The organism is Streptomyces sp. EDA2-14 (assembly GCF_054963755.1).
In genome coordinates this window covers 656,818-682,414 of sequence record NZ_JBUEGE010000001.1, presented here as the reverse complement: position 1 = coordinate 682,414, position 25,597 = coordinate 656,818, and the positions used below count along the sequence as shown (strand labels likewise).

General features: G+C 70.1%; 25 protein-coding genes and 1 pseudogene. 13 read left to right on the top strand and 13 right to left on the bottom strand.

The features are described from left to right. Positions 1-44 precede the first annotated feature (44 nt). On the top strand, positions 45-629 hold the full coding sequence (locus ACY34M_RS02965) for a TetR/AcrR family transcriptional regulator (RefSeq protein WP_462717446.1): 585 nt from the start codon (positions 45-47) through the stop codon (positions 627-629). Between the two features lie 4 nt (positions 630-633). On the opposite strand, the gene ACY34M_RS02960 is transcribed toward ACY34M_RS02965, so the two are convergent. The 3 genes from ACY34M_RS02960 to ACY34M_RS02950 all read right to left on the bottom strand — a co-directional run bounded on the left by ACY34M_RS02960 (position 634) and on the right by ACY34M_RS02950 (position 3,144). Next, positions 634-1,518 (bottom strand): EI24 domain-containing protein, encoded by an 885-nt coding sequence (locus ACY34M_RS02960; protein WP_462717445.1) that lies wholly within the window; start codon positions 1,516-1,518, stop codon positions 634-636. A gap of 39 nt (positions 1,519-1,557) precedes the next feature. Beyond that, positions 1,558-1,980, bottom strand: coding sequence for an organic hydroperoxide resistance protein (locus ACY34M_RS02955; protein WP_385756791.1), 423 nt, complete (start codon positions 1,978-1,980; stop codon positions 1,558-1,560). A 138-nt stretch (positions 1,981-2,118) separates the two neighbouring features. Then, positions 2,119-3,144: an NADP-dependent oxidoreductase gene (locus ACY34M_RS02950; protein ID WP_462717444.1), complete on the bottom strand. Its 1,026-nt coding sequence runs from the start codon at positions 3,142-3,144 to the stop codon at positions 2,119-2,121. Positions 3,145-3,268: 124 nt separating this feature from the next. Here ACY34M_RS02950 and ACY34M_RS02945 point away from each other — a divergent pair, with 124 nt between their 5' ends. Next, positions 3,269-3,718, top strand: a complete 450-nt coding sequence (locus tag ACY34M_RS02945; RefSeq protein ID WP_462717443.1) for a MarR family winged helix-turn-helix transcriptional regulator — start codon at positions 3,269-3,271, stop codon at positions 3,716-3,718. Between the two features lie 28 nt (positions 3,719-3,746). Beyond that, positions 3,747-4,301, top strand: coding sequence for a hypothetical protein (locus ACY34M_RS02940; RefSeq protein WP_462717734.1), 555 nt, complete (start codon positions 3,747-3,749; stop codon positions 4,299-4,301). A gap of 11 nt (positions 4,302-4,312) precedes the next feature. Here ACY34M_RS02940 and ACY34M_RS02935 read toward each other — a convergent pair. Further along, a pseudogene (locus ACY34M_RS02935) lies at positions 4,313-4,390 on the bottom strand (SCO2400 family protein); the annotation flags it as partial. A gap of 215 nt (positions 4,391-4,605) precedes the next feature. On the opposite strand from ACY34M_RS02935, the gene ACY34M_RS02930 reads away from it, so the two are divergent. The 8 genes from ACY34M_RS02930 to ACY34M_RS02895 all read left to right on the top strand — a co-directional run bounded on the left by ACY34M_RS02930 (position 4,606) and on the right by ACY34M_RS02895 (position 14,712). Continuing rightward, on the top strand, positions 4,606-5,766 hold the full coding sequence (locus ACY34M_RS02930) for a mandelate racemase/muconate lactonizing enzyme family protein (RefSeq protein ID WP_462717442.1): 1,161 nt from the start codon (positions 4,606-4,608) through the stop codon (positions 5,764-5,766). Next, positions 5,763-6,770 carry a zinc-dependent alcohol dehydrogenase gene (locus tag ACY34M_RS02925; RefSeq protein ID WP_462717441.1) on the top strand — a complete coding sequence of 336 codons (1,008 nt, stop codon included), beginning with the start codon at positions 5,763-5,765 and terminating at the stop codon, positions 6,768-6,770. The genes ACY34M_RS02930 and ACY34M_RS02925 overlap by 4 nt, the downstream gene beginning before the upstream one ends. Positions 6,771-7,009: 239 nt before the next feature. Beyond that, on the top strand, positions 7,010-7,966 hold the full coding sequence (locus ACY34M_RS02920; protein ID WP_462717440.1) for a hypothetical protein: 957 nt from the start codon (positions 7,010-7,012) through the stop codon (positions 7,964-7,966). A gap of 218 nt (positions 7,967-8,184) precedes the next feature. Then, positions 8,185-9,300, top strand: coding sequence for a multiple monosaccharide ABC transporter substrate-binding protein (gene chvE, locus ACY34M_RS02915; protein ID WP_462717439.1), 1,116 nt, complete (start codon positions 8,185-8,187; stop codon positions 9,298-9,300). A 61-nt stretch (positions 9,301-9,361) separates the two neighbouring features. Then, positions 9,362-10,912 carry a multiple monosaccharide ABC transporter ATP-binding protein gene (gene mmsA, locus ACY34M_RS02910; RefSeq protein WP_462717438.1) on the top strand — a complete coding sequence of 517 codons (1,551 nt, stop codon included), beginning with the start codon at positions 9,362-9,364 and terminating at the stop codon, positions 10,910-10,912. Next, positions 10,909-12,162, top strand: coding sequence for a multiple monosaccharide ABC transporter permease (gene mmsB, locus ACY34M_RS02905; protein WP_462717437.1), 1,254 nt, complete (start codon positions 10,909-10,911; stop codon positions 12,160-12,162). The genes mmsA and mmsB overlap by 4 nt, the downstream gene beginning before the upstream one ends. A gap of 35 nt (positions 12,163-12,197) precedes the next feature. Further along, a complete protein-coding gene (locus ACY34M_RS02900) occupies positions 12,198-13,370 on the top strand; it encodes an aldose epimerase family protein (protein ID WP_462717436.1) in 1,173 nt (390 codons plus the stop codon). 124 nt (positions 13,371-13,494) lie between these two features. Beyond that, positions 13,495-14,712 carry a pyridoxal phosphate-dependent aminotransferase gene (locus tag ACY34M_RS02895; protein ID WP_462717435.1) on the top strand — a complete coding sequence of 406 codons (1,218 nt, stop codon included), beginning with the start codon at positions 13,495-13,497 and terminating at the stop codon, positions 14,710-14,712. A 19-nt stretch (positions 14,713-14,731) separates the two neighbouring features. Here the strand turns inward: ACY34M_RS02895 and ACY34M_RS02890 are convergent, their stop codons facing one another. Then, complete coding sequence (locus ACY34M_RS02890) at positions 14,732-15,196, bottom strand: RrF2 family transcriptional regulator (protein WP_462717434.1); 465 nt, start codon at positions 15,194-15,196, stop codon at positions 14,732-14,734. 142 nt (positions 15,197-15,338) lie between these two features. Here ACY34M_RS02890 and ACY34M_RS02885 point away from each other — a divergent pair, with 142 nt between their 5' ends. Then, on the top strand, positions 15,339-16,280 hold the full coding sequence (locus ACY34M_RS02885; RefSeq protein WP_462717433.1) for a sulfite exporter TauE/SafE family protein: 942 nt from the start codon (positions 15,339-15,341) through the stop codon (positions 16,278-16,280). A gap of 21 nt (positions 16,281-16,301) precedes the next feature. Here the strand turns inward: ACY34M_RS02885 and arfA are convergent, their stop codons facing one another. The 8 genes from arfA to ACY34M_RS02845 all read right to left on the bottom strand — a co-directional run bounded on the left by arfA (position 16,302) and on the right by ACY34M_RS02845 (position 24,390). Continuing rightward, positions 16,302-17,807, bottom strand: a complete 1,506-nt coding sequence (arfA, locus tag ACY34M_RS02880) for an arabinosylfuranosidase ArfA (protein WP_462717432.1) — start codon at positions 17,805-17,807, stop codon at positions 16,302-16,304. Between the two features lie 148 nt (positions 17,808-17,955). Further along, the gene (locus ACY34M_RS02875; protein ID WP_462717431.1) at positions 17,956-18,813 is read right to left on the bottom strand and encodes a carbohydrate ABC transporter permease; all 858 of its coding nucleotides are present in this window, start codon (positions 18,811-18,813) and stop codon (positions 17,956-17,958) included. Further along, positions 18,810-19,751 carry a carbohydrate ABC transporter permease gene (locus ACY34M_RS02870; RefSeq protein ID WP_462717430.1) on the bottom strand — a complete coding sequence of 314 codons (942 nt, stop codon included), beginning with the start codon at positions 19,749-19,751 and terminating at the stop codon, positions 18,810-18,812. Before ACY34M_RS02870 ends, ACY34M_RS02875 begins: the two co-directional genes overlap by 4 nt. Next, positions 19,748-21,097, bottom strand: a complete 1,350-nt coding sequence (locus tag ACY34M_RS02865; protein ID WP_462717429.1) for an extracellular solute-binding protein — start codon at positions 21,095-21,097, stop codon at positions 19,748-19,750. The genes ACY34M_RS02870 and ACY34M_RS02865 overlap by 4 nt, the downstream gene beginning before the upstream one ends. Before the next feature lie 174 nt (positions 21,098-21,271). Beyond that, positions 21,272-22,120: an SMP-30/gluconolactonase/LRE family protein gene (locus ACY34M_RS02860; protein WP_462717428.1), complete on the bottom strand. Its 849-nt coding sequence runs from the start codon at positions 22,118-22,120 to the stop codon at positions 21,272-21,274. Next, entirely contained in the window at positions 22,117-22,893 is a 777-nt protein-coding gene (locus tag ACY34M_RS02855) for an IclR family transcriptional regulator (RefSeq protein ID WP_462717427.1), read from the bottom strand. Before ACY34M_RS02855 ends, ACY34M_RS02860 begins: the two co-directional genes overlap by 4 nt. 111 nt (positions 22,894-23,004) lie before the next feature. Further along, positions 23,005-24,234, bottom strand: coding sequence for a helix-turn-helix domain-containing protein (locus tag ACY34M_RS02850; RefSeq protein WP_462717426.1), 1,230 nt, complete (start codon positions 24,232-24,234; stop codon positions 23,005-23,007). 3 nt (positions 24,235-24,237) lie between these two features. Beyond that, a complete protein-coding gene (locus tag ACY34M_RS02845) occupies positions 24,238-24,390 on the bottom strand; it encodes a hypothetical protein (RefSeq protein ID WP_462717425.1) in 153 nt (50 codons plus the stop codon). Between the two features lie 194 nt (positions 24,391-24,584). Here ACY34M_RS02845 and ACY34M_RS02840 point away from each other — a divergent pair, with 194 nt between their 5' ends. Next, positions 24,585-25,595, top strand: coding sequence for a PorA family protein (locus tag ACY34M_RS02840; protein WP_462717424.1), 1,011 nt, complete (start codon positions 24,585-24,587; stop codon positions 25,593-25,595). Positions 25,596-25,597 lie beyond the last annotated feature (2 nt).

Genomic DNA, 25,597 nt, shown 5'->3' with positions numbered 1-25,597 from the left:
TCGTAATCTTCTCGTTATCAATGGCGCGTGGGGGTGCCAGGTTCGTGTCGTACGGTGACCGCATGACCAGCACCAGGACCGCCAGGAGCGAGGAACGTCGGGCCGAGATCCTGCGGGCCACGCTCGAGGTCATCGCCGAGCGCGGGTACCGGGGCGCGAGCCTCGCGGCGGTCGCCGAGCGCGTGGGGCTGACCCAGCAGGGGCTGCTGCACCACTTCCCCACCAAGGAGGCGCTGCTCGTCGCCGTCCTGGAGGAGCGCGACCAGTGGGACTCGGTGCCGAGCAGCCAGTGGCGGCTCGATCTGCTCGGCACGCTGGTCGAGTACAACGCGATGCGGCCCGGGATCGTGCAGACCTTCTCGGCGCTGCTCGGCGAGTCGGTGACCGAGGGGCATCCGGCGCGGGAGTTCTTCACCCGGCGTTACGCCGGCGTACGGGAGTCGATGACCGAGGTGCTGCGCGCCGAGTACGGGGAGCGGCTGCCGGGCGGGCTCACGCCGGAGCGGGCGGCGCCGCTGCTCGTCGCCGTGCTGGACGGCCTGCAGTACCAGTGGCTGCTCGACCCGGAGGCCGTGGACATGCCGGGCGCGGTGCGCGACTTCCTGGAGCTGCTGGCCGCGGAAGGCTAGTTGGTCATCCCTGGCCGTACGGGCCCGGCCACTGCGCGGAGCCCTGGGCCTGCGGGTATCCCTGGGCCTGCGGGTAGCCCTGAGCTTGCGGGTAGCCCTGGGCCTGCGCGGGCGTCGGCTCCTGCACGTTCCGGTCGCCCTGACCGCCCTGGTCACCCTCCAGTTCGCGCACCATGAGCGTCGCGCCCGCGACGGCCCCCGGCATCAGGAACACCGCGACGAACGGCACCAGGAACGCGACGGCGAGGGGCGCGCCGAAGCCCCAGGCGAGGCCCTTGCGGGAGCGCAACAGGGCGAGGCGCTCGCGGAGTTGGCGGTTGCGGCGCTGCCAGGCCACCGCCGCAAGCTCCTCCGTGAGGAAGAAGCCGGTGACGAAGAAGCCGAGGACCGGGACGACGGTCTGGCCGACGAAGGGGAGGAAGCCGAGCGCGAAGAGGAGGATGCCCCACAGTGCCGCCCGGACCAGGATGCGCAGGCTGTCGCGGGCCGAGATCCACAGCTCGCGCCAGAGCGAGAGGCCGGACTCCGGCGCGTGGCCGCCGCTCTCGACGCGGTCGACCTCCTCCGACAGCGACTCGTAGAAGGGCTGTCCGATCAGCAGGGTCACCGCGGTGAACGTGAGCACAGCGAGGAGCAGGGCGAGGGCGAAGAGCACCGCCGTGAGGAAGCCGCGGAACAGCCCCTGCCAGGGGGACGTCCAGTCGTCGGCGAACGGGGTGGACCAGGAGATGAAGTCGCCGCCCCAGACACCGAGGCAGACCAGGGCCGCCGCGTACAGGACGAGGGTGATCAGCCCTGGCAGCAGGCTCCAGCCGTACTGCTTTCCGTGCTGGGCAACCCAACGCTGCCCCTTCAACAAGTAGCCGAAGCCCGCCCCGAGATCACGCATGGCGCAACCCTACGGGACGGGCCCGGCGGCGGACCAAGCTCAGACGGAGAGCGTGACCGTGATGTTGCCGCGGGTCGCCTTGGAGTACGGGCAGACCTGGTGGGCCTTCTCGACCAGGGACTTGGCGGTGGCCGCGTCCACGTTCGGGATGGCGGCGGAGATCTCGACGATGATGCCGAAGCCGTCGTCGTTCTTGCCGATGCCGACGTTGGCGGTGACGGTCGAGCCGGAGACGTCGGCGCCCTCCTGGCGGGCGACGACGGCGAGCGCGCCCTGGAAGCAGGCGCTGTAACCGGCAGCGAAGAGCTGCTCGGGGTTGGTGCCCTCGCCGGAACCGCCCTGCTCCTTCGGCGGGTTGACGACGAGGTCGAGCTTGCCGTCGCTGGTGGAGACGCGGCCGTCGCGGCCGTTCTCCGCGGTGGCGGTGGCGGTGTAGACGACGTCGGACTGCGTGATGGCCATGACCGGCTCCCTCGTTCGCGCGTATGAATCTTTCGTTTTGCGGAACGAGGTTACCGAATCATGGAATCAATGGGTGTGGCGGGGGTCACCCGTCACCCGCAGACCCGCCGGATCGCAGAGCCGCCGGACCCTGAAGGCTCAGAGCTTCACGATCATCTTTCCGGTGTTGTCGCCGCGCAGAACCCCGAGGAACGCCTCCAGGTTGTTCTCGATGCCCTCCACGAACGTCTCGCGGTACTTCAGCTCGCCGGAGCGGACCCAGGCGCCGACCTCCTGCACGAACTGCGGCTGCAGGTCGTAGTGGTCGCCGACGAGGAAGCCCTCGATGCGGCCGCGGGTCTGGATGAGGCGCGAGAGGTTGCGCGGGCCGGGGGCCGGCTCCGTGTTGTTGTAGACGGAGATCGCGCCGCAGATGGCGATGCGGCCGTCGCGGTTCAGGCGCGCGATGGCCGCCTCGAGGTGGTCGCCGCCGACGTTGTCGAAGTAGGCGTCGACGCCGTCGGGGGCGGCCTCCTTCAGGAGCGTGTGGACGTCGCCGGTCTTGTAGTTGAAGGCGGCGTCGAAGCCGTACTCCTCCAGGAGCAGCTTGACCTTCTCGTCGGAGCCCGCCGAGCCGATGACCCGCGAGGCGCCCTTGAGCTTGGCGATCTGGCCGACCTGGCCACCGACGGCGCCGGCCGCGCCGGAGACGAAGACGCTGTCGCCCTCCTTGAAGGAGAGCGTGCGCAGCAGGCCCGCGTACGCGGTGAGGCCCGTCATGCCGAGGACGCCGAGGTACGTGGACAGGGGCGCGGCGTCCGGGTCGACCTTCACGGCCTGCTTCGCGTCGAACGTCGCGTACTCGCGCCAGCCGAGGAAGTGCAGCACGTGGTCACCGACGGCCACGCCCTCGTCGTTCGAGGCCAGGACGACGCCCACGGCGCCGCCCTGCATGGCCTTGCCCAGCTCGTACGGGGCGACGTACGACTTCGCGGCGCTCATCCGGCCGCGCATGTACGGGTCCACGGAGGAGTACAGGTTCTTGACCAGGACCTGGCCGGGGCCCGGCTCGGTCACCGGGGCCTCGCGCAGCTCGAAGTCCTCGGGCTTGGGCCAGCCGACGGGGCGGCTGAGCAGGACCCACTCGCGGCCGGTGGCGGGAATCTGGGGGGTGTCGGCGGTCATGCGCTGATCCTTTGTCGAGGGGGCGGAAGCACGTGGCCGAAGCATGCGAAAAATACTTCAGTACCTGAAACAACAATGCTCCTGAATATTTCATGATGTCAAGCAACTGGGTACGCTGGGAGACATGGCCGCACCGAGTACCCCCCGCACGGACCCCCTCACGCTCGAGGTCGTCGAGCTGATCGGGGAGGTCGTCGCGCGCTACCACCAGGAGTACGAGGAGGCCGCGTCGCGGCACGGGCTCACCGGGGCGCAGGCACGGGTGCTCGGACTGCTGTCCCTGGAGCCGCTGCCGATGCGGCAGGTGGCGCAGCGGCTGAAGTGCGAGCCGTCGAACGTGACGGGGATCGTGGACCGGCTGGAGAGCCGGGACCTCGTGGAGCGGCGGCCCGCGCCGGGCGACCGGCGGGTGAAGGTGGCTGCCGTCACCACGGAGGGGCGGCGGATCGCGCGGGCCCTGCGCGAGTCGCTCGACTTCGCGCGGGAGCCGCTGGCGGGCCTGTCGCAGGAGGAGCGGGTGGCGTTCCGGGGCCTGCTGCGGCGGATGCTCGGGGCCGACGCCGGGACGGCCTGAGCCCCGGCTCCACGCGCACCGGCCCTACGTGCACCACCACAGAAAGCGCTCGCACGTGGCCGACGGGGTCGGCTCGGCGGTCGGCGTGGCGGACGACGAGCGGGAGGCCGAGGCCGTCGGGCGGGAGCTCTCGGTGCGGTGGGGCTTCGACGTGGCCGGGGTGGGCGTCGTCCGGTGCGTCGCCGCGGCGTCCTGCGGGGCGGGGCTCCGAGTGCGCTCCGGCCGCGACGGCGTCGCGGCCGGGGCCGACGACGTGCGCGAGGCGCGGGACGCGGGTGGGGTGGAGCGCTCGGCCGTGGCGGACCGGGACGCGGTGGCCGCGCCCTCCGTGGGAGTGACGGACGCACCCGGAGCCGCGCGGGCGCGGGAGTCGCCCGCGGGATCCCCGCCGGACCGGCCGACGCCGATCCCGACGCCGCCCGCGACGAGCGCGAGGCCCGCCGTGACGAGCAGGACGCGACCCCTGCGCCGGGGGCGCGCCGAGCGGTGCGAGCGACGTCTGCCGAGCGTCCGTACCGGCTCGGCCTTCCGGCCCGCCCCCTCCTCGACCGCCGCTTCCTGCGCGGCGATCCACTCCCCGTAGGTACGCACGGCTTCGACCGGGGTGCCGCAACCGGGGCACGCAAGCGCGCCGTTGAGATGCCTGCGGCACGGATGGCAGTAGTCGTCCATGACCAACGGAGGCTAGGCGCAGGGCCGGTGCCGGAAAAAGTCCATGCTGTGAATCTTCTGTACGGAACGCGACGTCGGACGACCGGTGGCCGACCCATGCGGACCGTTCGCTTCGACGTGCACAGACCCATTGACACCCCGTGGGGCCGGACTTACTGTCACGCCAGCATTTCGAACGCATGACGAAATTTCGAACAGCACTGGGGGCAACTGCCTTGCGGATCACGGGAATCAGCACACATGTGGTCGGGACTCCGTGGCGGAACCTGACCTACGTACAGGTGCACACCGACGAAGGACTCACAGGTGTCGGCGAGACCCGGATGCTGGGCCACACCGACGCGCTCATCGGGTACTTGCACGAGGCCGAGGCCAACCACATTCTCGGCTCCGACCCGTTCGCCGTCGAGGACCTCGTACGACGGATGAAGTACGGCGACTACGGCCGGGCCGGTGAGATCGTCATGTCCGGCATCGCCGTGATCGAGATGGCCTGCTGGGACATCAAGGGCAAGGCCCTCGGCGTTCCCGTGTGGCAGCTGCTCGGCGGCAAGGTGACCGACAAGGTCAAGGCGTACGCGAACGGCTGGTACACCACCGAGCGCACCCCGGAGGCGTACCACAAGGCCGCGCAGGCGGTCATGGAGCGCGGGTACAAGGCGCTGAAGATCGACCCGTTCGGCACCGGGCACTTCGAGCTGGACCACGAACAGTCGCTGTACGCGGTGTCGTTGATCGAGGCCGTGCGCGACGCCATCGGGCCCGACGCCGAGCTGATGCTGGAGATGCACGGCCGGTTCTCGCCCTCGACCGCCGTCCGGCTGGCAAAGGACCTCGCGCCCTTCAAGCCCGCGTGGCTGGAGGAGCCGGTGCCGCCGGAGAACCTCAAGGCGCTGGAGAAGGTGGCCGCGAAGGTGGAGATGCCGGTGGCGACCGGTGAGCGGATCCACGACCGGATCGAGTTCCGGGAGCTGTTCGAGAGCCAGGCGGTCGACATCCTGCAGCCGGACGTCGGCCACATCGGCGGCATCTGGGAGACGCGGAAGCTGGCCGCCACGGCGGAGACGCACTACATGCTGGTCGCCCCGCACAACGTGGGCGGACCCGTGCTGACGGCGGCGTCGCTCCAAGTCGGCTTCACCTCGCCGAACTTCAAGATCCTGGAGCACTTCAACGACTTCGCGGACGCCGAGATCAAGAAGGTCGTGAAGGGCGCGCCGAAGGTCGTGGACGGCTACTTCGAGCTGTCCCACGAGCCGGGCCTCGGGGTCGAGCTCGATGTCGACGCCGCGGCCGAGTTCCCGCAGCAGCAGGCCCGGTTCGACCTGTGGGCCGAGGGCTGGGAGAAGCGGGACCCGAAGGGCGGCTCCAAGTGAGCAGCGCCGTCGTCGTCGAGGCGCCGGGGCGACACCGGGTCGTGGCGCACGAGCCGGGCGAGCCGGGCCCCGGCGAGGCGCGGGTCCGTGTGCACGCGGTCGGGATCTGCGGCAGCGACCGTGAGGTGTACCAGGGCAACCGGCCCGAGGGCTACGTCCGTTACCCCCTGACACCAGGACACGAGTGGTCCGGCGTCGTCGACGCGGTCGGCGCCGGGGTGCCGGCGGCGCTGGCCGGGCGCAAGGTCGTCGGCGAGGGCTTCCGGAACTGCCAGGTGTGCGAGCGGTGCCACGCCGGTGAGACGACGTTGTGCACCGACGGGTACGAGGAGACCGGCTTCACCCAGCCGGGCGCCATGGCCACGACTCTGGTGCTCCCCGCGCGGCTGCTGCACGTTCTGCCCGACGCCGCCGATCTCACCGCCGCCGCGCTGCTCGAACCCGCCGCGTGCATCGCCGCCGCCGCGCTCAAGGCGGAGGCGAGGCCCGGGGAGCGGGTGGGGGTGGTCGGGACCGGGACGCTCGGGATGTTCGCCGTGCAGTTCCTCGCGGCGGCGTCCCCGGCGGAGCTGGTGGTGGTCGGTACGCGGGACGACCGGGAGGCCCTGTCGCGGCAGTTCGGGGCCACCGATTTCCGGCTGCGCAGCGAGGAGTTGCCGGACGACCTCGACGTCGTCATCGAGACCGCCGGGTCCGCCTCGGCCGCGCGGACGTCCGCGGGAATGCTGCGGCGGGGCGGGCGGCTCGTGCTCACCGGGATTCCGGCGGCCGGGGCGGCCGAGGGGCTCGACCCGACGGATCTCGTGGTGCGGCAGCTGGAGGTGCGGACGGTGTTCGGGGCCGCGCCGGATGCCTGGGCGCATGCGGTGCGGATGTTCGGGGCGGGGCTGCTCGATCCGCTGCCGCTCGTGACGCACGAGGTACCGCTGGAGCGGTTTGCCGAGGCGATCGAGTGGGTGGGGGCGGGGGACCCTGCGGTGGGCAAGGTGCTGTTGCGGCCCTAGCCCCACGGGAGTCCTGCGGCACCGGGGGTTCGCGGGGCGCCGCCCCGCACCCCGCGCCTCAATCGCCGGCGGGGCTTGAAAAGCCCAACCCGCCGGGAGGCCCGAGAAGCCCGGGCCTCGGCGGCCGGCAGGGCTTGAAAAGCCCAATCCGCCGCGGGGCCTGAGAAGCCCGAACCGCCGCAGGGGACCGAGAAACCCGAACCTCGTCCGAAATGTCGAACAACCAGAAAAGGAACACCGTGACCGACTCACCCCGCCGTCCCGGCGAACCCGCCCTCTCCGCGCTCGGGCTCGGCGCTCCCGAGCGCGAGCCCGCCGACGCCTCCCCGCACACCTTCCCCGACGGCGGCACCTGGCGCACCGAGATTCCGTCCGTCGAGGGGCCGGAGGCCGTCGCCACCGTACTCAAGGAGTCCTCGCGGCTCGATGTCCCCATCCACCGGATCAGCCAGGGCAGCGGCATCTGGATGCTGCGGGACACCGAGATCGTGGAGATGGTCGAGGCGACCGCCGAGCGCGACATCGAGCTCTGCCTGTTCACCGGCCCGCGCGGCACCTGGGACACCGGCGCCTCCGTGCGCACCGACTCGGGCGGCGCGGGGCTGCGCGCCCGGGGACACGACGCCGTCGCCGGCTGCGTCGAGGACGCCGTCCGCGCCACCGAGCTGGGCGTGAAGTGCCTGCTCGTCGCCGACGAGGGCGTGCTGTGGACGCTGCACCGGGCGCGCAGCCGGGGCATCATCCCGGCCGACACGACCCTCAAGGTGTCCGCCCTCGTCGGGCCCGTGAACCCGGCCTCGTACGCCGTGTACGAGCGGCTCGGGGCCGACTCGCTGAACGTGCCGAGCGACCTCACGCTCGCGCACCTGACCGAGATCCGGCGGGTCTCCGCCGCCCCCATGGACATGTACGTCGAGGCTCCCGACGACCTCGGCGGCTATGTCCGGATGTACGAGATCGCCGAACTGGTGCGCCGCGGCGCCCCGTTGTACCTGAAGTTCGGCCTGGCGAAGGCGCCGGCCATCTACCCGTACGGGGCCCAGCTGCGCGACGTCACCCTCGACACCGCCCGCGAGCGGGTGCGCCGGGGCCGGCTCGCGCTCGACCTGCTGGCGCGGCACGGGGCCGACGGCGGGATGTCGCCGCTGGGCTCGCGGCTCCCCGGAGCACTGAGCCGCTTCGACACGGGCGAATAACGTTCCGGGCACGCAACTTCCCAGAAGTGGACAGGGCCGCGCAGAATCCAACGCATCTCCACTCCGGTCAACCACCGGGCCGCACAAGGGACTTCGCGCCACCAAGCAGCACCGAGCACCGCCGAGCACCGTCCAGCATCACCGAGCACCGCCGGGCACCACCCAGCTCCGCCGAGCACCACCTCGCACTTGTGCCTCACACATCAAGGATGATGATCATGCGAAACCGTCGAGCCGTTCTCACCGCGATAGCCGCGTCCGCCTCCCTCGCGCTCACCCTGTCCGCCTGCGGACAGAACAGCGAAGGCGGCAGCAAGGACGAGAAGAAGAGCGCGAAGGGCTCCACCGTCGGCATCGCCATGCCGACCAAGTCCTCCGAGCGGTGGATCGCCGACGGCAACAACGTCGTGAAGTCGCTGAAGGCGAAGGGGTACAAGACCAAGCTGGCGTTCGGGGAGGACGACCCCGACCAGCAGGTCTCGCAGATCGAGAACATGATCACCCAGGGCGTCTCGGCGCTGATCATCGCCTCGATCGACAACAAGTCGCTCACCAACGTGCTCCAGGAGGCGAAGGACGCGAACATCCCGGTGATCGCGTACGACCGCCTGATCCTGGACTCGAAGAACGTCGACTACTACGCGACGTTCGACAACGAGAAGGTCGGCGAGCTGCAGGCCGGCGCCCTCGTCAAGAAGCTGGGCCTCGACAGCGGCAAGAAGGGCCCGTTCAACCTGGAGCTGTTCGCCGGTTCCAACGACGACAACAACACCAAGTACTTCTTCAACGGCGCGATGTCGGTGCTCAAGCCGTACATCGACAAGAAGCAGCTGGTCGTCAAGTCCGGTCAGACCAAGCTCAACCAGGTCACGACGCTGCGCTGGGACGGCGCCACCGCGCAGAAGCGCATGGACGACATCCTCACCTCGACCTACAAGAGCGACAAGGTCGACGCGGTGCTCTCGCCGTACGACGGCATCTCCATCGGCATCCTCTCCGCGCTGAAGTCCGACGACTACGGCACGAAGGCCAAGCCGCTGCCGGTGGTCTCCGGTCAGGACGCCGAGGTCGCCTCGGTGAAGTCGATCATCGCGGGCCAGCAGTACGCGACCGTCTACAAGGACACCCGCAAGCTCGCCGAGGTCTCGGTGGACATGGTCGACGACGTGCTCAACGACAAGAAGCCGAAGGTCAACGACACCAAGACCTATGACAACGGTGCCAAGGTCGTCCCGTCGTACCTGCTCACGCCGGTCAGCGTCGACAAGACCAACTACGAGAAGACGCTGGTCGACAGCGGCTACTACACCAAGTCCGACCTGGGCCTGAAGTAGTCCGGCCGCCGGACCAGCAGACCGTCTTCGCTCACCAGTACCTAGTAAGAAGGGCACGACCATGGCGGGACCCGTCCTGGAAATGCGCTCGATCGTCAAGACCTTCCCCGGCGTCAAGGCGCTGTCGGACGTCTCACTCAGCGTCCGTCCCGGCGAGGTCCACGCCATCTGCGGGGAGAACGGCGCCGGAAAGTCCACCCTCATGAAGGTGCTCTCCGGCGTCCACCCGCACGGAAGTTACGAAGGGGACATCCTCTTCGACGGGGAGCACTGCGAGTTCAAGGACATCAACGCCAGTGAGGCGCGCGGCATCGTCATCATCCACCAGGAGCTGGCGCTCGTGCCGTTCCTGTCGATCGCCGAGAACATGTTCCTCGGCAACGAGCACGCGAGCCGCGGTTTCATCAACTGGCACGAGACACTCGGCCACGCCACGCGCCAGCTGCGCCGGGTGGGCCTGAACGAGAATCCCAACACCCGCGTCGCCGACATCGGCGTGGGCAAGCAGCAGCTCGTGGAGATCGCGAAGGCGCTCGCCAAGGAGGTGAAGCTGCTGATCCTGGACGAGCCGACGGCCTCCCTGAACGACGAGGACTCGGACACGCTCCTCGATCTGATCCTGGAGCTGAAGGACCAGGGCATCACCTCGATCATCATCTCGCACAAGCTGAACGAGATCCGCAAGGTCGCCGACTCGGTGACGATCCTGCGCGACGGGCGCACCGTCGAGACCCTCGATGTGCGGGCTCCGGAGACCACCGAGGACCGGATCATCTCCGGCATGGTCGGCCGTGACCTGGACAACCGTTTCCCCGACCGCACCCCGCACCACCCGGAGGCGGGCGCGGCGCCGGCCATGGAGATCCGCAACTGGACGGTGCGCCACCCCATCGACCGCGAGCGCAAGGTCGTCGACGACGTCTCGCTCACCGTCCGCCGCGGCGAGATCGTCGGCATCGCGGGTCTCATGGGCGCGGGCCGCACCGAACTGGCGATGAACGTCTTCGGGCGTACGTACGGCAGGTATGCGGGCGGCGTGGTCCTGAAGGACGGCACGGAGATCAGTACGCGGCACGTCTCCGACGCGGTCGGCCACGGGATCGCGTACGTCACCGAGGACCGCAAGCACTACGGCCTCAACCTCATCGACACCATCGGCCGCAACATCACGATGAGCGCCCTGAACAAGGTCGCGAAGCGCGGGGTCGTCGACGAGCACGAGGAGCGGCAGGTCGCCGAGGGCTACCGCAAGTCGATGAACATCAAGGCCCCGACGGTCTTCGAACCGGCGGGGAAGCTGTCGGGCGGCAACCAGCAGAAGGTCGTCCTCAGCAAGTGGATCTTCGCGGGTCCCGACGTGCTGATTCTCGACGAGCCGACGCGTGGCATCGATGTCGGCGCCAAGTACGAGATCTACACGGTCATCGACAAGCTGGCCGCCGAGGGCAAAGCGGTCGTCTTCATCTCCTCCGAGCTGCCCGAGCTGCTCGGCATGTGCGACCGCATCTACACGATGGCCGCGGGCCGCCTGACCGGCGAGGTGCCGCGCGCCGAGGCGACGCAGGAATCGCTGATGCGCCTGATGACGAAGGACAAAGAGGTAGCGCGATGAGCACCAACGTGACGGACAAGATCCCGGCGGCCGCGCCGCCACCGCCGCCGCGCAAGGAGGGCGGGACGGCCGGGGGCGGTCTGCTCCAGCTGGTCGTCGACGGCATGCGCCGCAATATGCGCCAGTACGGGATGCTGATCGCGCTCGGCCTGCTGGTCGCCGTCTTCGCCGTGTGGACCAACGGCGACCTGATCCTGCCGCGCAACGTCTCCAACCTGGTGCTGCAGAACAGCTACATCCTGATCCTCGCGATCGGCATGATGCTGGTGATCATCGCGGGCCATATCGACCTGTCCGTCGGCTCGTTGACGGCGTTCGTCGGCTCGATGGCGGCGGTCCTCACGGTCAGCCACGACATCTCCTGGCCCGTCGCCGTCATCCTCTGCCTGGTGATGGGCGGCATCGCCGGTTCCATCCAGGGCTGGCTCATCGCGTACGGCGGCATACCGTCGTTCATCGTCACGCTGGCGGGCATGCTGGTGTGGCGCGGGCTCACCGAGATCCTGCTCAAGGGGCAGACGCTCGGCCCGTTCCCGGACGGACTGCAGAAGATCGGCAACGGCTTCCTGCCGCAGGTCGGCCCGAACACGAACTACCACAACCTCACGCTGCTGCTCGGTGTCCTGCTCGCCGCCGCGGTGGTCTGGCAGGAGCTGCGCGACCGGCGCCGGCAGCGCGAATTCTCGCTCGACGTGGTCCCCTTCAACCTGTTCGTGCTGAAGCTGGTCGCGATCGTCGCGGCGATCGCGACGGTGACGCTGCTGCTCGCCAGCTACAAGGGCACCCCGATCGTGTTGATCATCCTCGGCGCCCTGGTCGTCGGCTACGGCTATGTGATGCGCAACTCGATCTTCGGCCGGCACATCTACGCGATCGGCGGCAACCTGCCGGCGGCGAAGCTCTCCGGTGTGAAGGACAAGAAGGTCTCCTTCTACGTCTTCCTGAACATGGGCGTGCTCGCGGCCCTGGCGGGTCTGGTCGTCGCCGCCCGGCTGAACGCGGCCTCGCCGAAGGCGGGTCTCAACTTCGAACTCGAGGCGATCGCCGCGTCGTTCATCGGCGGTGCGTCGATGAGCGGCGGCGTCGGCACCATCCTCGGCGCGATCATCGGCGGTCTCGTCCTCGGCGTGCTGAACAACGGCATGAACCTGCTCGGCGTCGGCTCCGACTGGCAGTCGGTGATCAAGGGCCTGGCCCTGCTCGCCGCGGTCGGCTTCGACGTGTGGAACAAGCGCAAGTCCGGTTCGTAGTTTCGGTTTCGCATCTCACTTCAGGAGCCGCACAGATGGAACTGAGCAGACGTACGGTCATGGCCTCCGCCGCGGCGGCCGGTGTCGCAGCCACCGCGCTCGGCGGCACGGCACACGCGTCGGGAAGCACCTCCGCCAACGCGTCGGGAAGCAGGAAGCCCGTGAAGGAGCCCTTCGGCAAGCTCGCCGACGGCACCAAGATCTACCGCTGGTCGCTGGAGAACGGCGGCACCCGCCTGAAGGTCCTCAACTACGGCGGCATCGTCCAGTCGCTCGAACTCCCGGACCGCCGCGGCCGCTACGCGAACGTCTCCCTCGGCTACGACACCATCGAGGAGTACGTCGCGGGCGACACGTTCTTCGGCGCCACCATCGGCCGCTACGGCAACCGCATCGCCAAGGGGAAGTTCACCCTCGACGGCAAGGCGTACCAGGTCTCCGTGAACGACGGCGAGAACTCGCTGCACGGCGGCGCCAAGGGCTTCAACACGCGGGTGTGGGACATCGAGCCGTTCACCTCCGGCTCCGACGTCGGCCTGCACATGCACTACACGTCCGTCGACGGCGAGATGGGCTACCCCGGCACGCTGAAGACGAAGGTCACGTACACGCTGACCGCGCGGGGCGACTGGCGGATCGACTACGAGGCGACGACCGACAAGGCGACGGTCGTGAACCTCACCAACCACACGTACTACAACCTCGCGGGCGAGGGCAGCGGCACGATCTACGACCACGAGCTGACGCTCGCCGCGTCCCGCTACACGCCCACCGACGCGGGCCTCATCCCGACCGGCGAGCTGGCGAAGGTCGCGGGCACCCCGTTCGACTTCCGCAAGGCGAAGCCCATCGGCCGCGACATCCGCGCGGCCCACCCGCAGCAGATCCTCGCCAAGGGCTTCGACCACAACTGGGTCATGGACAAGGGCATCACCGCCAAGCCCGTCCTCGTGGCGACGCTGCGCGATCCGGCCTCGGGCCGCAGCCTGAAGATCGCCACGGACCAGCCGGGCCTGCAGTTCTACTCGGGCAACTTCCTCGACGGCACCCTCGTCGGCCAGTCGGGGCGCACCTACCGGCAGGGCGACGGACTGGCCCTGGAGACCCAGCACTTCCCGGACTCCCCGAACCAGCCGAAGTTCCCGTCGACGGTGCTGCGGCCCGGCGAGACGTACCGGACGACGACGGTGCACTCGTTCGGCACCTGAGCCCTCTCGTCGAACCTCGAACCACCTGAGTACCTCCCCTGGAACCACCTGACCACCTCTCGTTGAACAGCGCCCCGCCCGTATCCGTATGACACGCCACCACGGATACGGGCGGAGGCATGTGATGACCGGAAGCGTCGTCTCGCTGTTCCAGGGCGCGAGCGCCCACTCCCCCTCGTACGGCCAGCTGACGCGGGCCGGGGCGGGCGGCGGCAGTGGCGGGGTCGTCGACTTCTGCATCCCGTGCAACCCCTACTTCCCCACCCCGGCGATGCTGGACGCGCTGCGGGGCCGGCTGCACGAGATCCTGACGTACTACCCGAGCGGCGCCGAGCACATCACCGCCGAGCTGTGCCAGGTCCTCGGCCTCAACCCGCAGACCGTGGCGATGGGCAACGGCTCGACCGAACTCATCACCTGGATCGACCACCTGCTGGTCCGCGAGTCCCTGGCCGTGCCGGTGCCGACGTTCGGGCGGTGGACGGACCAGCCGATGGAGACGGGCAAGCGGGTCGACATGTTCCCGCTGCCCGAGCGGGACGGCTTCGCGCTCGACCCGGCGGCGTACGCGGAGTTCCTCCACGCGCGCGGCTCGCGGGTCGCCGTCGTCTGCAATCCGAACAACCCCGACGGCGGTCTCCTGCCGCGCCGGGCCCTGCTCACGCTCGTGGACGAGCTGCGCCACCTCGACCTGGTCGTGATCGACGAGTCCTTCCTCGACTTCGCCGACGCGGAGGGCGGCCAGGACCCGAGCCTCGTCCAGGAGGCGGTGCTGCGGCCGAACGTGATCGTGCTGCGCAGCCTCGGCAAGAACTTCGGCCTGCACGGGGTGCGCTTCGGCTACCTCGTCGCCAACCCGGCCCTCGCCGGGAAACTGCGGGCCGCCCTGCCGAAATGGAACCTGAACGCCTTCGCCGAGACGGTCGTCTTCATGCTCCGCGACCACCGCCGGGAGTACGCCGAGAGCCTGCGCCAGGTGTGCCGCGACCGCCAGGACATGCGCCTGCACCTGGCCCGCCTGCGCCCCCTGACCGTCCACCCCTCACAGGGCAACTTCCTCTACGTGCGCCTGCCGGACGGAGTCGACGGCGTGGCGGTCCGCGACCGGCTGCTCGCCGAGCACGGCGTCCTGGTGCGCGAGTGCGGCAACAAGATCGGCTCGTCCAGCAGCTTCCTGCGCCTCGTGGTGCGACCCCGGCCGGACGTCCTGCGCCTGGTGGCCGGTCTGGAGTCGCTCATGGGGAGCGGGAGGGGAGCCGCCGTGCCCGGGCTGGGCGGAGGGACCACCTACAGCTCGGGCACGGCGGCGGTGGACAGGCTGGTGCGGACCACGGGGGCGTGACGTCTTTACGGGTTACGGGTTACGGATTGCGCCAGGCGGCCGGATCCTCGGCCAGCTCCTTCACCGGCTCCGGCAGCCGGTCGTGCGCGAGATCGGCGAGCGTGACGCCCTCCAGGATCTTGCGCACATTGGCCCGCAGCGCCACCCACAGCGGGAGCAGCGGCTCGGCGGGACCGGTGTAACTGAGCGCGTTGGGCCGCTCACCGCGCACCGAGACGATGGGGCCCTCCACGGCGCGTACGACATCGGCGACGGTGATCTCGGTGGCGGGCCGGGCCAGCAGATAGCCGCCGTTGCCGCCCCGCTTGCTGACGACGATGCAGCCGCGGCGCAGATCGCTGAGGATCCCCTCCAGGAACTTGTGCGGAATCTCCTGGGCCGCGGCGACGGCCTCGGCCTTGATCGGCGCTCCGTCCCCCTCGGAGTGGACGGCGAGTTCCAGGCAGGCACGTACGGCGTAGTCGGCGCGGGCGGAGATCCTCATGCGCACATTGTGGTGGACGGGGGCGGCGCGCGGTGCGCCGGATCACCCCGGATCACCTCGGTTTTCCGGTGGATCTTCCAGCATCTGGGATCCACCGATCTTCCCTACCTTTCCCATAGGGATGGTGCGTACAGTCGCTCGCATGGACTTCTCCTGGGCGATAGTCGTCGCGGGCGCGCTCGTCGGCGTGGCCGTGGGCCTCACCGGCATGGGCGGCGGCGCGCTGATGACGCCGATCATGGTGATGCTGTTCGGCGTGAACCCGACGGCCGCGATCGGCAGCGACCTCGCCACCTCCGTCTTCATGAAGCCGTTCGGCGCGGCGGTGCACCAGAAGGCCGGCACCGTGCGCTGGGACATCGTGCGCTGGCTGCTGCCGACGGCGATGCCCGCGGCCGTCCTCGGCGCGCTGACACTCCAGCTCCTCGGCGACGGGGATCAGCTTCAGGAGCGGGTGAAGTACGTCATCGGGGGCGCGCTCGTCCTCGCGGTCGTCGGGATGCTGGCCCGCATGTGGCTGGACTCGCGGCGCGGCACGGGGGCCGACGAGGCGGAGGACGCGGAGGTGGCGGTCCGCCCGCTGGCGACGCTGGCGATCGGCCTGCTCGGCGGCTTCATCGTCGGCATGACGTCGGTCGGCTCCGGCTCGCTGATCATCGTGATGCTGATGCTGGCGCACCCGAGGCTCAAGGCGAACCACCTGGTCGGCACGGACCTCGTGCAGGCCATCCCGGTCGTCGCGGCGGCGGCCCTCGGCCACGTCCTCTTCGGCGATGTCGCCTTCGGCATGGCGGGGGCGCTGCTGATCGGTGCGATCCCGGGCGTGGTGGGCGGGGCCCTGATGTCGACCCGCATCTCCGGCCCGGCCCTCCGCTGGGCCCTGGTGACCCTCCTCGCCGGCTCGGGCCTGGCCATGTGGGGCGTCTCGGGCACCCCCCTACTGCTGGTCTGCGCGGCATTCGCGGCGGCGGGGGTGACGGTCACGGTGCGGGGGCGGCGGAGCCGTTCCCTGCTGGTGACGGGCTCGCAGGCGCCCGCCGCCGACACGGAGGAGAAGGTGCCGGAGGCGGGCTCCAGGGTGTAGCCGCGGAGACGGCTCCTTGCGTCAGGCCAGGCGGATCACGTTCCACGACAGGGGTTCGAGGTCGGTCGTGAGTGTGCCGTTCGCCAGTGCGGTGCCGGTCGCCGTGTGCGGGACCACGCGTTCCGGGTCCGTGAGGGTGTTGCGGGCGTCCGGGTCGGCGTCCGCGAGGACCGTGTGTTCCACCACGCGGGACAGGTCCAGGCCGTTCAGTGCCACTTCGAGGGGCAGGGGCCGCGTCTGGTCGCGGTTCACCGCGAAGACGGTGACCGTGCCGTCCTCCGCGCGGACCGCCGTCGCGTGCAGCAGGTCGGCCGTGCCGTGGCGCCGGGTGTCGTACGTGGGACCGGAGACGCGGACGTCGAGGACCTCGCCGCGGCCGTACTTCGACGCCGCGGCGAACGGGTAGAACGTCGTCTGCCGCCAGGCCGGGCCGCCCGGCTCGGTCATGATCGGGGCGATGACGTTGACGAGCTGGGCGAGGCACGCCACCGTCACACGGTCCGCGTGGCGCAGGAGCGCGATGAGCAGCGAGCCGAAGACGACGGCGTCCGTCACCGAGTAGACGTCCTCCAGGAGGCGCGGGGCCTCCGGCCAGTCGAGGGCCGCGACCTCGGACTGGGAGCGCGACATGTACCAGACGTTCCACTCGTCGAAGGAGAGGTTGATCTTCTTCTCCGACTTGAGCCGCGCGCCGACGTGGTCGCAGGTCGCCACCACGTTCTCGATGAACGACTCCATGTCGACGGCCGAGGCGAGGAAGGAGTCCCGGTCGCCGTCGTGCTCCTCGTAGTAGGCGTGCAGGGAGATGTGGTCGACGAGGTCGTACGTCTCCTGGAGGACCGTCGCCTCCCACTCGGCGAACGTCGGCATCGACTGGCCCGAGCTGCCGCACGCGACCAGCTCCACGTCCGGGTCGATCTGGCGCATCGCGCGCGCCGTCTCCGCCGCGATCCGCCCGTACTCCTCGGCCGTCTTGTGGCCGGTCTGCCAGGGGCCGTCCATCTCGTTGCCGAGGCACCACAGGCGGATACCGAAGGGGTCCTTGTCGCCGTGCTCGACGCGGAGGTCGGACAGGGCGGTCCCGGCCGGGTGGTTCGCGTACTCCTGGAGCTCTATCGCCTCGGCCACGCCGCGCGTGCCCAGGTTCAGCGCCATCATCGGCTCGGCCTGCGGGCCGAGCTTGCGGAGGAAGGCGATGTACTCGGAGAGGCCGAAGCGGTTCGGCTCCGTGGTGCGCCAGGCCAGGTCGAGGCGGGCCGGGCGGTCCTCGACGGGACCGACCGAGTCCTCCCACTTGTAGCCGGAGACGAAGTTGCCGCCGGGGTAACGGATGGCCGTCACCCCCAACTCCCTTACCAGTTCCAGGACATCGGTGCGCAGACCCGACTCGTCGGCGTGCTCGTGGCCCGGCTCGTAGATGCCGGTGTAGACGCAGCGGCCGAGGTGCTCCACGAACGAGCCGAACAGCCGGGGGTTGACCTTGGCGACGGTGAAGGCGGGGTCGAGGGTGAAGCGTGCGGTGCTCAATGGGTGCCTTTCCTTGCGGGGGTGCGGGGGTTGCGGGGGTTCGTGCACCGGGACGAGACGGCCTGGTACAGCCAGTACGTGCCGTCCCGGTACGAGATGTCGGGGGCCCGGGGGTCGCCCGTGTCCGCCACGGGCGCTCTTCGTGCGGTCACTGTCCCGCCAATCCCGTATGGGCCACGCCCGCCACGATCTGCCGCTGGAAGAAGACGAAGACGACGATCAGGGGGAGGCCCGCCATCAGGCCGCCGGCCATCAGCTGGGCCCACTGGATGCCGTAGGAGTTCATGACGGTCGCGATGCCGTTCGGCATGGTCATCAGGTCGGGGTTGTTGGTGACCATGTACGGCCACAGGAAGTTGTTCCACGAGCTGATGAAGGTGAAGATGCCGACCGCCGCGAGCGAGGGGCGGGACAGCGGCACGACGATCGTGAAGAAGACCCGCCAGCGGCCCGCACCGTCGATGAACGCCGCCTCCTCCAGCTCCCGCGGGATGCCCTGGAAGAACTTGTAGAGGATGTAGACCATCGCGGCGGGCGCGCACTGCGGCAGGATCATGCCCCAGTACGTGTCGACCATCCCCATCTGCTGCACCGTGGTGAACAGCGGCACACCGAGCACGGCAGGCGAGATCATCAGGCCGGCCATCACCACGCCCATGAGCACGGCCTTGCCCCGGAACTCCGTGCGCGCGAACCCGTACCCGGCGAGCGCCGCGACGAACAGCACGACGGCCGTCACGCACACCGACACCACCACCGAGTTCACGAACCAGTTGGTGATGTTCCCGGTCTCCCACAGCGCCGACCAGGCCTGCCCCGTCCAGTTCTTCGGCAGCCAGTGCGGCGGCACCTCGACCGCCTCGGTCTCCGACTTCAGCGAGGTGAACAGGGCCCAGACGAGCGGCGCGAGGAAGACCGCCGCGACGGCCACGCCGAGCAGCGTGAGCACGATCTGGCTGGGTGTCCACGCCCTGCGGCGACGTACCCGAACGACAGCGCTGCTCATCGCGCGCCCTCCTCACGGTTGCGCAGCAGCCACATCCGCGCGAGGGCGACGGCCGCGATGATCACGAAGAAGATGATGGAGACCGCGGAGGCGTAGCCCACGCGGTAGGCGGTGAAGCCCTCTTCGAGGGTGAACTGCACGAAGGTGCGGGTGCTGTCCTCGGGCCCTGGCCCGAAGTCCATCATCACGACGGCCTGGTCGAAGACCTGGAGCGAGGCGAGGATCTGCAGGGCGACGACGAGGCCCGTGATGTTGCGGAGCATCGGCAGCGTGATGTGGACCATCCGGTGCCAGGCGTTCGCGCCGTCGAGCTTGGCGGCCTCGTAGAGGTGGGCGGGGATGCCCTGGAGCGCGGCCAGGTAGAGCAGGAAGCTGAACCCTGCCGTCCACCACAGGGTGCAGATGACGACGGCGAGCATCGCGTAGGTCTTGTCCGACAGCCAGGGCGTGTCGATCCCGAAGACGTAATTGACCATGCCCGTACCGGGGTTGAACAGCCACTGCCACAGGTTGCCCGCGACCGTCGACGGCAGCAGGAACGGCAGGAAGAAGCAGAGCCGCCACAGCCACTTCCCGCGCTCGATGTGGTGCGCCAGCATCGCGAGCAGGAACGCCAGGACGGTGATGCAGGGCACGACCAGGAGCGTGAAATACGCGCTGTGGCCGAGCGAGTCCCACATCATCGAGTCGTGCAGGGCCTCGCGGTAGTTGTCGATGCCGATGAAGTCGGCGCCCTCACCGGAGATGTTGGCGTCGGTGAAGGAGAGGTACAGGCCGCGGATCAGGGGCCAGATCACGAAGAGGGCGAAGATGACCAGGAAGGGGGCGACGAACCAGCCCCCGTGCTGGAAGCCCTGCTTGCGGCGGACGGTCGCGCTGCCCGTGGCCGCCCGCACGGGCGCCGGGGCGAGTACGGTCTCGGCACTGGTCGTCGTCATGCGACCACACCTCCCTGCGCGGCGGTCTTGCCGTCCATCGGGTTCTTGGACTCGAGGAGATGGGTCAGCGCGCCCTTGATGCGCCGGGCCGCGGCCTCCGGTCTGCTGGAGCCGGCCGTCGAGGACATCACGACGGGCCCGGTGCGCTGGGCGAGCAGCCCGGTGGAGCCCGCGAACCACACCTTCGGCTCGGTGGCCTGGTGGTTCATGGCGGACACGTACTCGTTCTGCGGCCGCATCCTCTTGTACGCGGCCGAGGACAGGGTCGGCGTGTACGCGGGGATGTGTCCGCCGAGCGCCCACTTCTGGGCGTGCTGGACGACGTACGCGGCGAGCCGGTGGGCGGCCTCGTTGGCGGCGCCGCCGCGCTCCGCCTGGTGGGGCAGGACGAAGGAGTGCGACTCTGCGTGGGTGAGCTGCTTGCCGAAGACGGGCGGCAGCGGGGTCGCCCCGTACTTCACCTTGGCGCCGTCGAAGACGGGCACCGACCAGTTGCCCTCCCAGGTGAACGGGGCGCCGTTGACGAACTGTTCGGCGTCGGCGGCGCCGGACACGGAGTAGCCGTCGGTGACGTGCTTGCGCAGGAACTCCAGTACCTGTGCGGCCTTGCCGGTGTCGAAGGTGACCTCGGTGTTGGCGTCGTCGAACCAGGTGCCGCCGAGCTGGGTGTAGAAGGCGACGAACATCCACCACTGGACGTTGAGGTCGTTGACGTGCAGACCGAGCGTCTGCAGCCCCTTCCGCTGCGCCTTCTTGGCCTGCTTCAGCATGGCGAACCACTCGTCGGTCGACGTGACCGGGAGCATCCGGCCGTCGGCGTCGAGCAGGTCCGCCTTCTTCAGCACGTCGTGCCGGTAGAAGCAGAGCTGTACGTGGATGTCGAGCGGCAGCGCGTAGAGCTTGCCGTCGATCACCGCGCGCTTCCACAGCTCGGGGTTGAAGTCGGCCTCCTTCACGCCGTACTTGGCGAGCAGTCCGACGTCCCAGGGGTCGAGGAGACGGCCGGGCGAGAAGCCGGTGACCCGGCCGAGGTGCATCACGGCGAGGTCCGGGGCCCGGTTGCCGGAGGCGGCCATCGCGAGCTTCGTGTAGTACGGATTGCCCCACTGGAGCGTGGAGTCCTTCACGTCGATGTCCGGATGCTCCTTACGGAAGGCGTCCAGCATCGCGATCATGTTGTACCCGTCGCCGCCGCTGAAGAGGTTCCAGTAGCGCACGCGGGTGTCCGCCCCCGAGGCGAGCGCGTCGGCGCCCGTGCCCACGGCCGCGAATCCCAGGCTTCCCGCGACCGTCAACCCGCCGATTCCGGCGATGATGTGCCTGCGGTTCAGGCCAGGTCGTCCCACAACCGGCCCCTCCCTTGTCCGAAATTTCGAATGTCGCCCGTAACTTCGAACGGACCGTAAAATCGAAGCGCTTGCGCGTCAATGGGTCACGCGGAAACCCGTGGAAAAACGTGCGGGGCGTACGACGCGAACGTCGTACGCCCCGCATGGGACGAGTGGTGCGGCAGCGAACTCTCAGCCGCGGAAGGCCGGTTGGGCCAGCCCCTGACCGATCCCCGGCACCACCAGGAGCGAGCCCGCGAGCGGCTCCGGGTGCTCCAGGCCGACCCGTGCCGTCGACACGTACAGGTCCTTGAGGTCGGGACCGCCGAAGGCGCAGGCCGTGGGGCGGCGCACCGGCAGCGGGAGCACCCGGTCGAGCTTCCCCTCGGGCGTGTAGCGGCGCACGGCCGCCCCGTCCCACAGGGCCACCCACACGCAGCCCTCGGCGTCGACGGTGAGCCCGTCGGGTGATCCGGCGCCGTCCTCGACGGTCGCCAACTCCCGCCTGTTGAAGACCCGTTCGCCGTCCACGTCGAAGACGTCGACGCGGCCCGTCGGCGTGTCCACGTAGTACATGAGTGAGCCGTCGGGGCTCCAGCCGGTGCCGTTGGAGATCGTGACGTCGTCGAGGACCTCGGTCACCGGGCCGTCGGCCGCGACACGGATCAGATTGCCGCCGCCGGGTGTGTCGTCGTACGGCATCGCACCCGCCCAGAGCGCGCCGTCGGGGGCCACCGCCGCGTCGTTGCCGCGCCGGCCGGGGACGGGCTCGCGGTGCAGCCACGCGAAGGTGCCGTCGGGGTCGTACGTCCCCACGCCGTCGCGGAGGTTGACGACCAGGCCGCCGCCGACGCGCGGTTTGGCGGCGCCCACGTGCTGTTCGGTGGCGAGGACGGTGCGGTGGCCACTCGCCGGATCGTAGGTGTGCACGCGGGAGCCCAGGATGTCCACCCAGATCACGCGGCCCGTCGCCGGATCCCAGGTCGGGCCCTCGCCCAGTTCCGCCGAGGCCCGCACGGCCTCCTCGATGCGGAGCGTCATCGGGCCACCCCCCGGTGGCCGAGGCGCTCGGAGAGGTCGGCGGCGCCCTTCGCGGCGAGCCCGGCCAGCTCCTCCTCGCGCGCGTCGCTCCAGCGGATCATCGGAACGGAGATGGAGAGCGCGGCGACGACCCGGTTGGTGCGGTCGCGCACGGGCGCGGCGACGCACGACACGTCCGTGTTCGACTCGCGGCTCTCCACGGCGACGCCGCGCTCGCGCACCTCCTCCAGGTGCGCGCGCAGGGCCGCGGGCTCGGTGATCGAGTTCTCGGTCATGGCGACGAGGTCGGCGTTGTCGGGTATCCGCGCGGTCAGCTCGGCCTCGGGCAGCGACGCGAGCAGCATCTTGCCGACCGACGTGCAGTGCGCGGGCAGGCGGCGGCCCGCCGCCGAGACCATGCGCACGGCGTGCGTGGAGTCGACCTTGGCGATGTAGATGACGTCGGTGCCTTCGAGGATCGCCACGTGGACGGTCTCGTCGCAGGTCTCCGCGACGTCGCGGGCGACGTGCTGGCCCTCGGCGGCGAGGTCGAGCTGCTCGGCGTAGCGGCTGCCGAGCTGGTAGGGGCGCACGCCGAGGCGGTAGCGGCCGGGCTGGCCGGGGATCTGCACGATGTACTGGCGGGCGGCGAGCGTGGTGACCAGCTCATGGACCGTGGTCCGGGGAAGCTGTAGCTTGCGGACGATGTCGGGGGCGGACAGCGTGCCGTCCCCGTCCAGGAACAGCTCCAGGATGTCCAGAGCCCGAGTCACGGCTGGTACGAGGCGTCCCACAACCGACCCCTCCCTATGTTCGATATTTCAACAGACGATCGGTATCGCGAACATAGGCTAAACACAGGGACATTGACCGGGCAATGGGCGTTCCGGTGCCCTGTACACGGTCTACACAGGGCCCAGCTCCCCTCGAAGACGCCGGGCCCGCAGGACCAGTTCCAGTTCGAAGCGGCGGTCCGGGTCGTCGACCTCGTCGCCCCACAGCTCGCGGATCTGGCGCAGCCGGTAGCGGACGGTCTGCGGGTGGACGCCGAGCCGGGCCGCGACCTCGGGGGCGCCGCCGCGGGTCTCCAGCCAGGCGAGCAGGGTCTCGGCGAGGCGGCGCGCGTGCGTGGGACCGCACCGGGTGAGGGGTTCGAGGGCGCGCCGCGCGAGGTCGTCGACGAGTTCCTCGGGCTGGAGCAGGACGAGGGCCTGGGTGTGCTGGGTGCAGTGCACCACCTCGGCGGCGGGCAGCAGCCCACGCTCCATGAGGGCGACCGCGGCCTCCGCCCACCGCAGCGACTTCGCCGCGTCGGAGGGGGCGACGGCCGGTCCGATCGCGCCGGTCCAGCCGGACAGGGCGCGGCGCAGCAGGTCGGCGCGGCCCGCGGCGTCGGGTTCGGACAGTACGAGCCGGGGGCGCTCCGGCTCCATGTCGAGGAGGACGTCGGGCCCGACGGCGGGGGCGACGGCGTCGCGGGCGGGGCGGAGCAGCACGCCGACGGCGAGGTGCGCGGGCACCGGCCAGCCGACGCGGGCCGCGCGTTCGGTGAGCGCCTGTACGGGGTCGCGGGGCACGGCGGGCCTGCCTTCGAGGAGCAGGTCCATCAGCTTGCGCTGCTGGCGCAGCCGCTCCCCCGCCTGCCGGGCGGCGGCCTCGGCGTAGCCGCGGACCGACTGGTCGACGAGGCCGTCGAGGTACTCGTACCCGGCCTCGGCGAGTTCGTACATCGCCGGGGGCGGGATGCGCAGGCGCTGGCCGATGTCGGCGAGGCGGCGCCAGGCCATCTTCACGCCGAGCCGGTACATCGCCTGGAGCGAGTCGAGGTTGCGGCCGTGCAGGGACTGGCCGCGTCCGAACTCCTGGAAGAGCGCGGGTGCCTGGCCCTCCGCCGGGCCCTCCGCGGTCCCGTCGGCGAAGCCGCGCACGAAGTCCTCGACGGCGCGGCGGATGCCGATCAGGGCCATGGACTCGCCCGACTCGTCGACCAGGACGGGCAGTTGGGGGAATTCGTGCTGGATCTCGGCGAGGATGTCGCGGGCGAGCCGGGGCGCCTCGTCGAGGGCGAGCGCCACGAACTGCTTGGCCTGGAGCCGCGGCACGTCGCACCACGCGGAGCGGGCGGTGGCCGGCACGGTTCAGCGCCCTTGGTCGGGCGTCTCGAAGGTCACCAGGGGCGTGTTGGGCTGGTCCGGTGTCGCGTTGATCAACGCGAGCACGCCGAAGGCGGCCGCGAGGGCGAGCGCGGCTCCCGTGGCCGCGGACAGCGCGGCGGCGAGCAGTCGGTTCATCGCAGGGTCAGCCTCTCGTCCGTGGTCCCGAGGTCGTTCCCCACCCGTGCGATGCGACGCGCCACACACCGCGCGTCCCAAGTAGCCAGTCTCCGCACGGCGTTGACACTCCGTCAAGGGTGCGTCTACGGTTCCCGGCCCATAACCGGCCGACCGCGAAAGAACGCGGATGCCCTTCCTCCCAGGAGTGCCGGATGCGCCGTACTGCCTCACCGTTCTCGCTGGTAGCAACAGGTCTCGGCACGTTCCTGCTCGTCCTGGCGGGGATGCTCGCCTGGTACGTGGAGCCGCGCGCCGAGCGCAATCCCATCGACGTCGACACGACGACCGTGTTCACCGGAACCGGCAGTTATTTCGACACGGACAAGATCAGGACCGTGCGCGACCGCAAGCTGATCATCACCCGACAGGCCCGCGGCGACGTGGCCGCGAGCGAGCGCAGCGGCCGGGCGGTGTGGGACGTCACGACGTCCGTCGACACCGAGAAGACGCTGCCCGCGACCGATCCGCACGACGCGCTGCAGTGGACGCTGGAGCGCTGGGTCACCGACCGGAAGACCAACGCTCCCGTGCACTGCTGCGGCGAGCAGCCCGAGTTCAGCGGCGAGGCCTACCTGAAGTTCCCCTTCGACGTGCAAAAGCGCACCTACACCTGGTGGGACAACACCCTGGGCGCGACGGTCCCGCTCCGCTTCAGCGGCGTGACCAAGGTGCAGGGCTACGAGGGCTACCGGTTCACCGGCACCGTCTCCCCCGCCAGGACCGGCTCCCGCCTCGTACCGGGCCGGATCGTGGGCCAGCCCCGCAAGGGCCAGGTCCTCGCCGAGGAGTGGTACGCCAACCACGGCATCGAGCTCGTCGCCGACCAGCGCACGGGCCGGGTCCTGTACGCGTCCATCGGCCCCCGCAAGACGCTGCGCGCGCCGGGGCAGGACAAGGACGCGGCGGTGCTCCTGGACAGCCGGAGGATCGCGTTCACCCCGGCCACGCAGCGCGCCCAGGTGGCGCTCGCACAGGACGACAACGACCGGCTCGTCCTGCTCGGCAGGACGCTGCCGGTGGTGCTGGGCGGTCTGGGTGTGCTGCTCGTGGCGGTGGGCCTGGTGTTCGTCGTAGGGGGCAGGGGTGGCAGGCGGGATCCGGAAGGGTCGATGCGTCCGGATCCCGATACGTCCCCGACGACCCTGGAAACATCCACGATGTGACG

Coding starts and splice junctions, on each gene's coding strand:
- chvE (WP_462717439.1), top strand. CDS start 8,185: ATGCGAAACCGTCGAGCCGTTCTCACCGCGATAGCCGCGTCCGCCTCC.
- ACY34M_RS02950 (WP_462717444.1), bottom strand. CDS start 3,144: ATGACCGCCGACACCCCCCAGATTCCCGCCACCGGCCGCGAGTGGGTC.
- ACY34M_RS02890 (WP_462717434.1), bottom strand. CDS start 15,196: ATGAGGATCTCCGCCCGCGCCGACTACGCCGTACGTGCCTGCCTGGAA.
- ACY34M_RS02875 (WP_462717431.1), bottom strand. CDS start 18,813: ATGAGCAGCGCTGTCGTTCGGGTACGTCGCCGCAGGGCGTGGACACCC.
- mmsB (WP_462717437.1), top strand. CDS start 10,909: ATGAGCACCAACGTGACGGACAAGATCCCGGCGGCCGCGCCGCCACCG.
- ACY34M_RS02845 (WP_462717425.1), bottom strand. CDS start 24,390: ATGAACCGACTGCTCGCCGCCGCGCTGTCCGCGGCCACGGGAGCCGCG.
- ACY34M_RS02960 (WP_462717445.1), bottom strand. CDS start 1,518: ATGCGTGATCTCGGGGCGGGCTTCGGCTACTTGTTGAAGGGGCAGCGT.
- ACY34M_RS02870 (WP_462717430.1), bottom strand. CDS start 19,751: ATGACGACGACCAGTGCCGAGACCGTACTCGCCCCGGCGCCCGTGCGG.
- ACY34M_RS02900 (WP_462717436.1), top strand. CDS start 12,198: ATGGAACTGAGCAGACGTACGGTCATGGCCTCCGCCGCGGCGGCCGGT.
- ACY34M_RS02895 (WP_462717435.1), top strand. CDS start 13,495: ATGACCGGAAGCGTCGTCTCGCTGTTCCAGGGCGCGAGCGCCCACTCC.
- ACY34M_RS02860 (WP_462717428.1), bottom strand. CDS start 22,120: ATGACGCTCCGCATCGAGGAGGCCGTGCGGGCCTCGGCGGAACTGGGC.
- ACY34M_RS02840 (WP_462717424.1), top strand. CDS start 24,585: ATGCGCCGTACTGCCTCACCGTTCTCGCTGGTAGCAACAGGTCTCGGC.
- mmsA (WP_462717438.1), top strand. CDS start 9,362: ATGGCGGGACCCGTCCTGGAAATGCGCTCGATCGTCAAGACCTTCCCC.
- ACY34M_RS02955 (WP_385756791.1), bottom strand. CDS start 1,980: ATGGCCATCACGCAGTCCGACGTCGTCTACACCGCCACCGCCACCGCG.
- ACY34M_RS02885 (WP_462717433.1), top strand. CDS start 15,339: ATGGACTTCTCCTGGGCGATAGTCGTCGCGGGCGCGCTCGTCGGCGTG.
- ACY34M_RS02945 (WP_462717443.1), top strand. CDS start 3,269: ATGGCCGCACCGAGTACCCCCCGCACGGACCCCCTCACGCTCGAGGTC.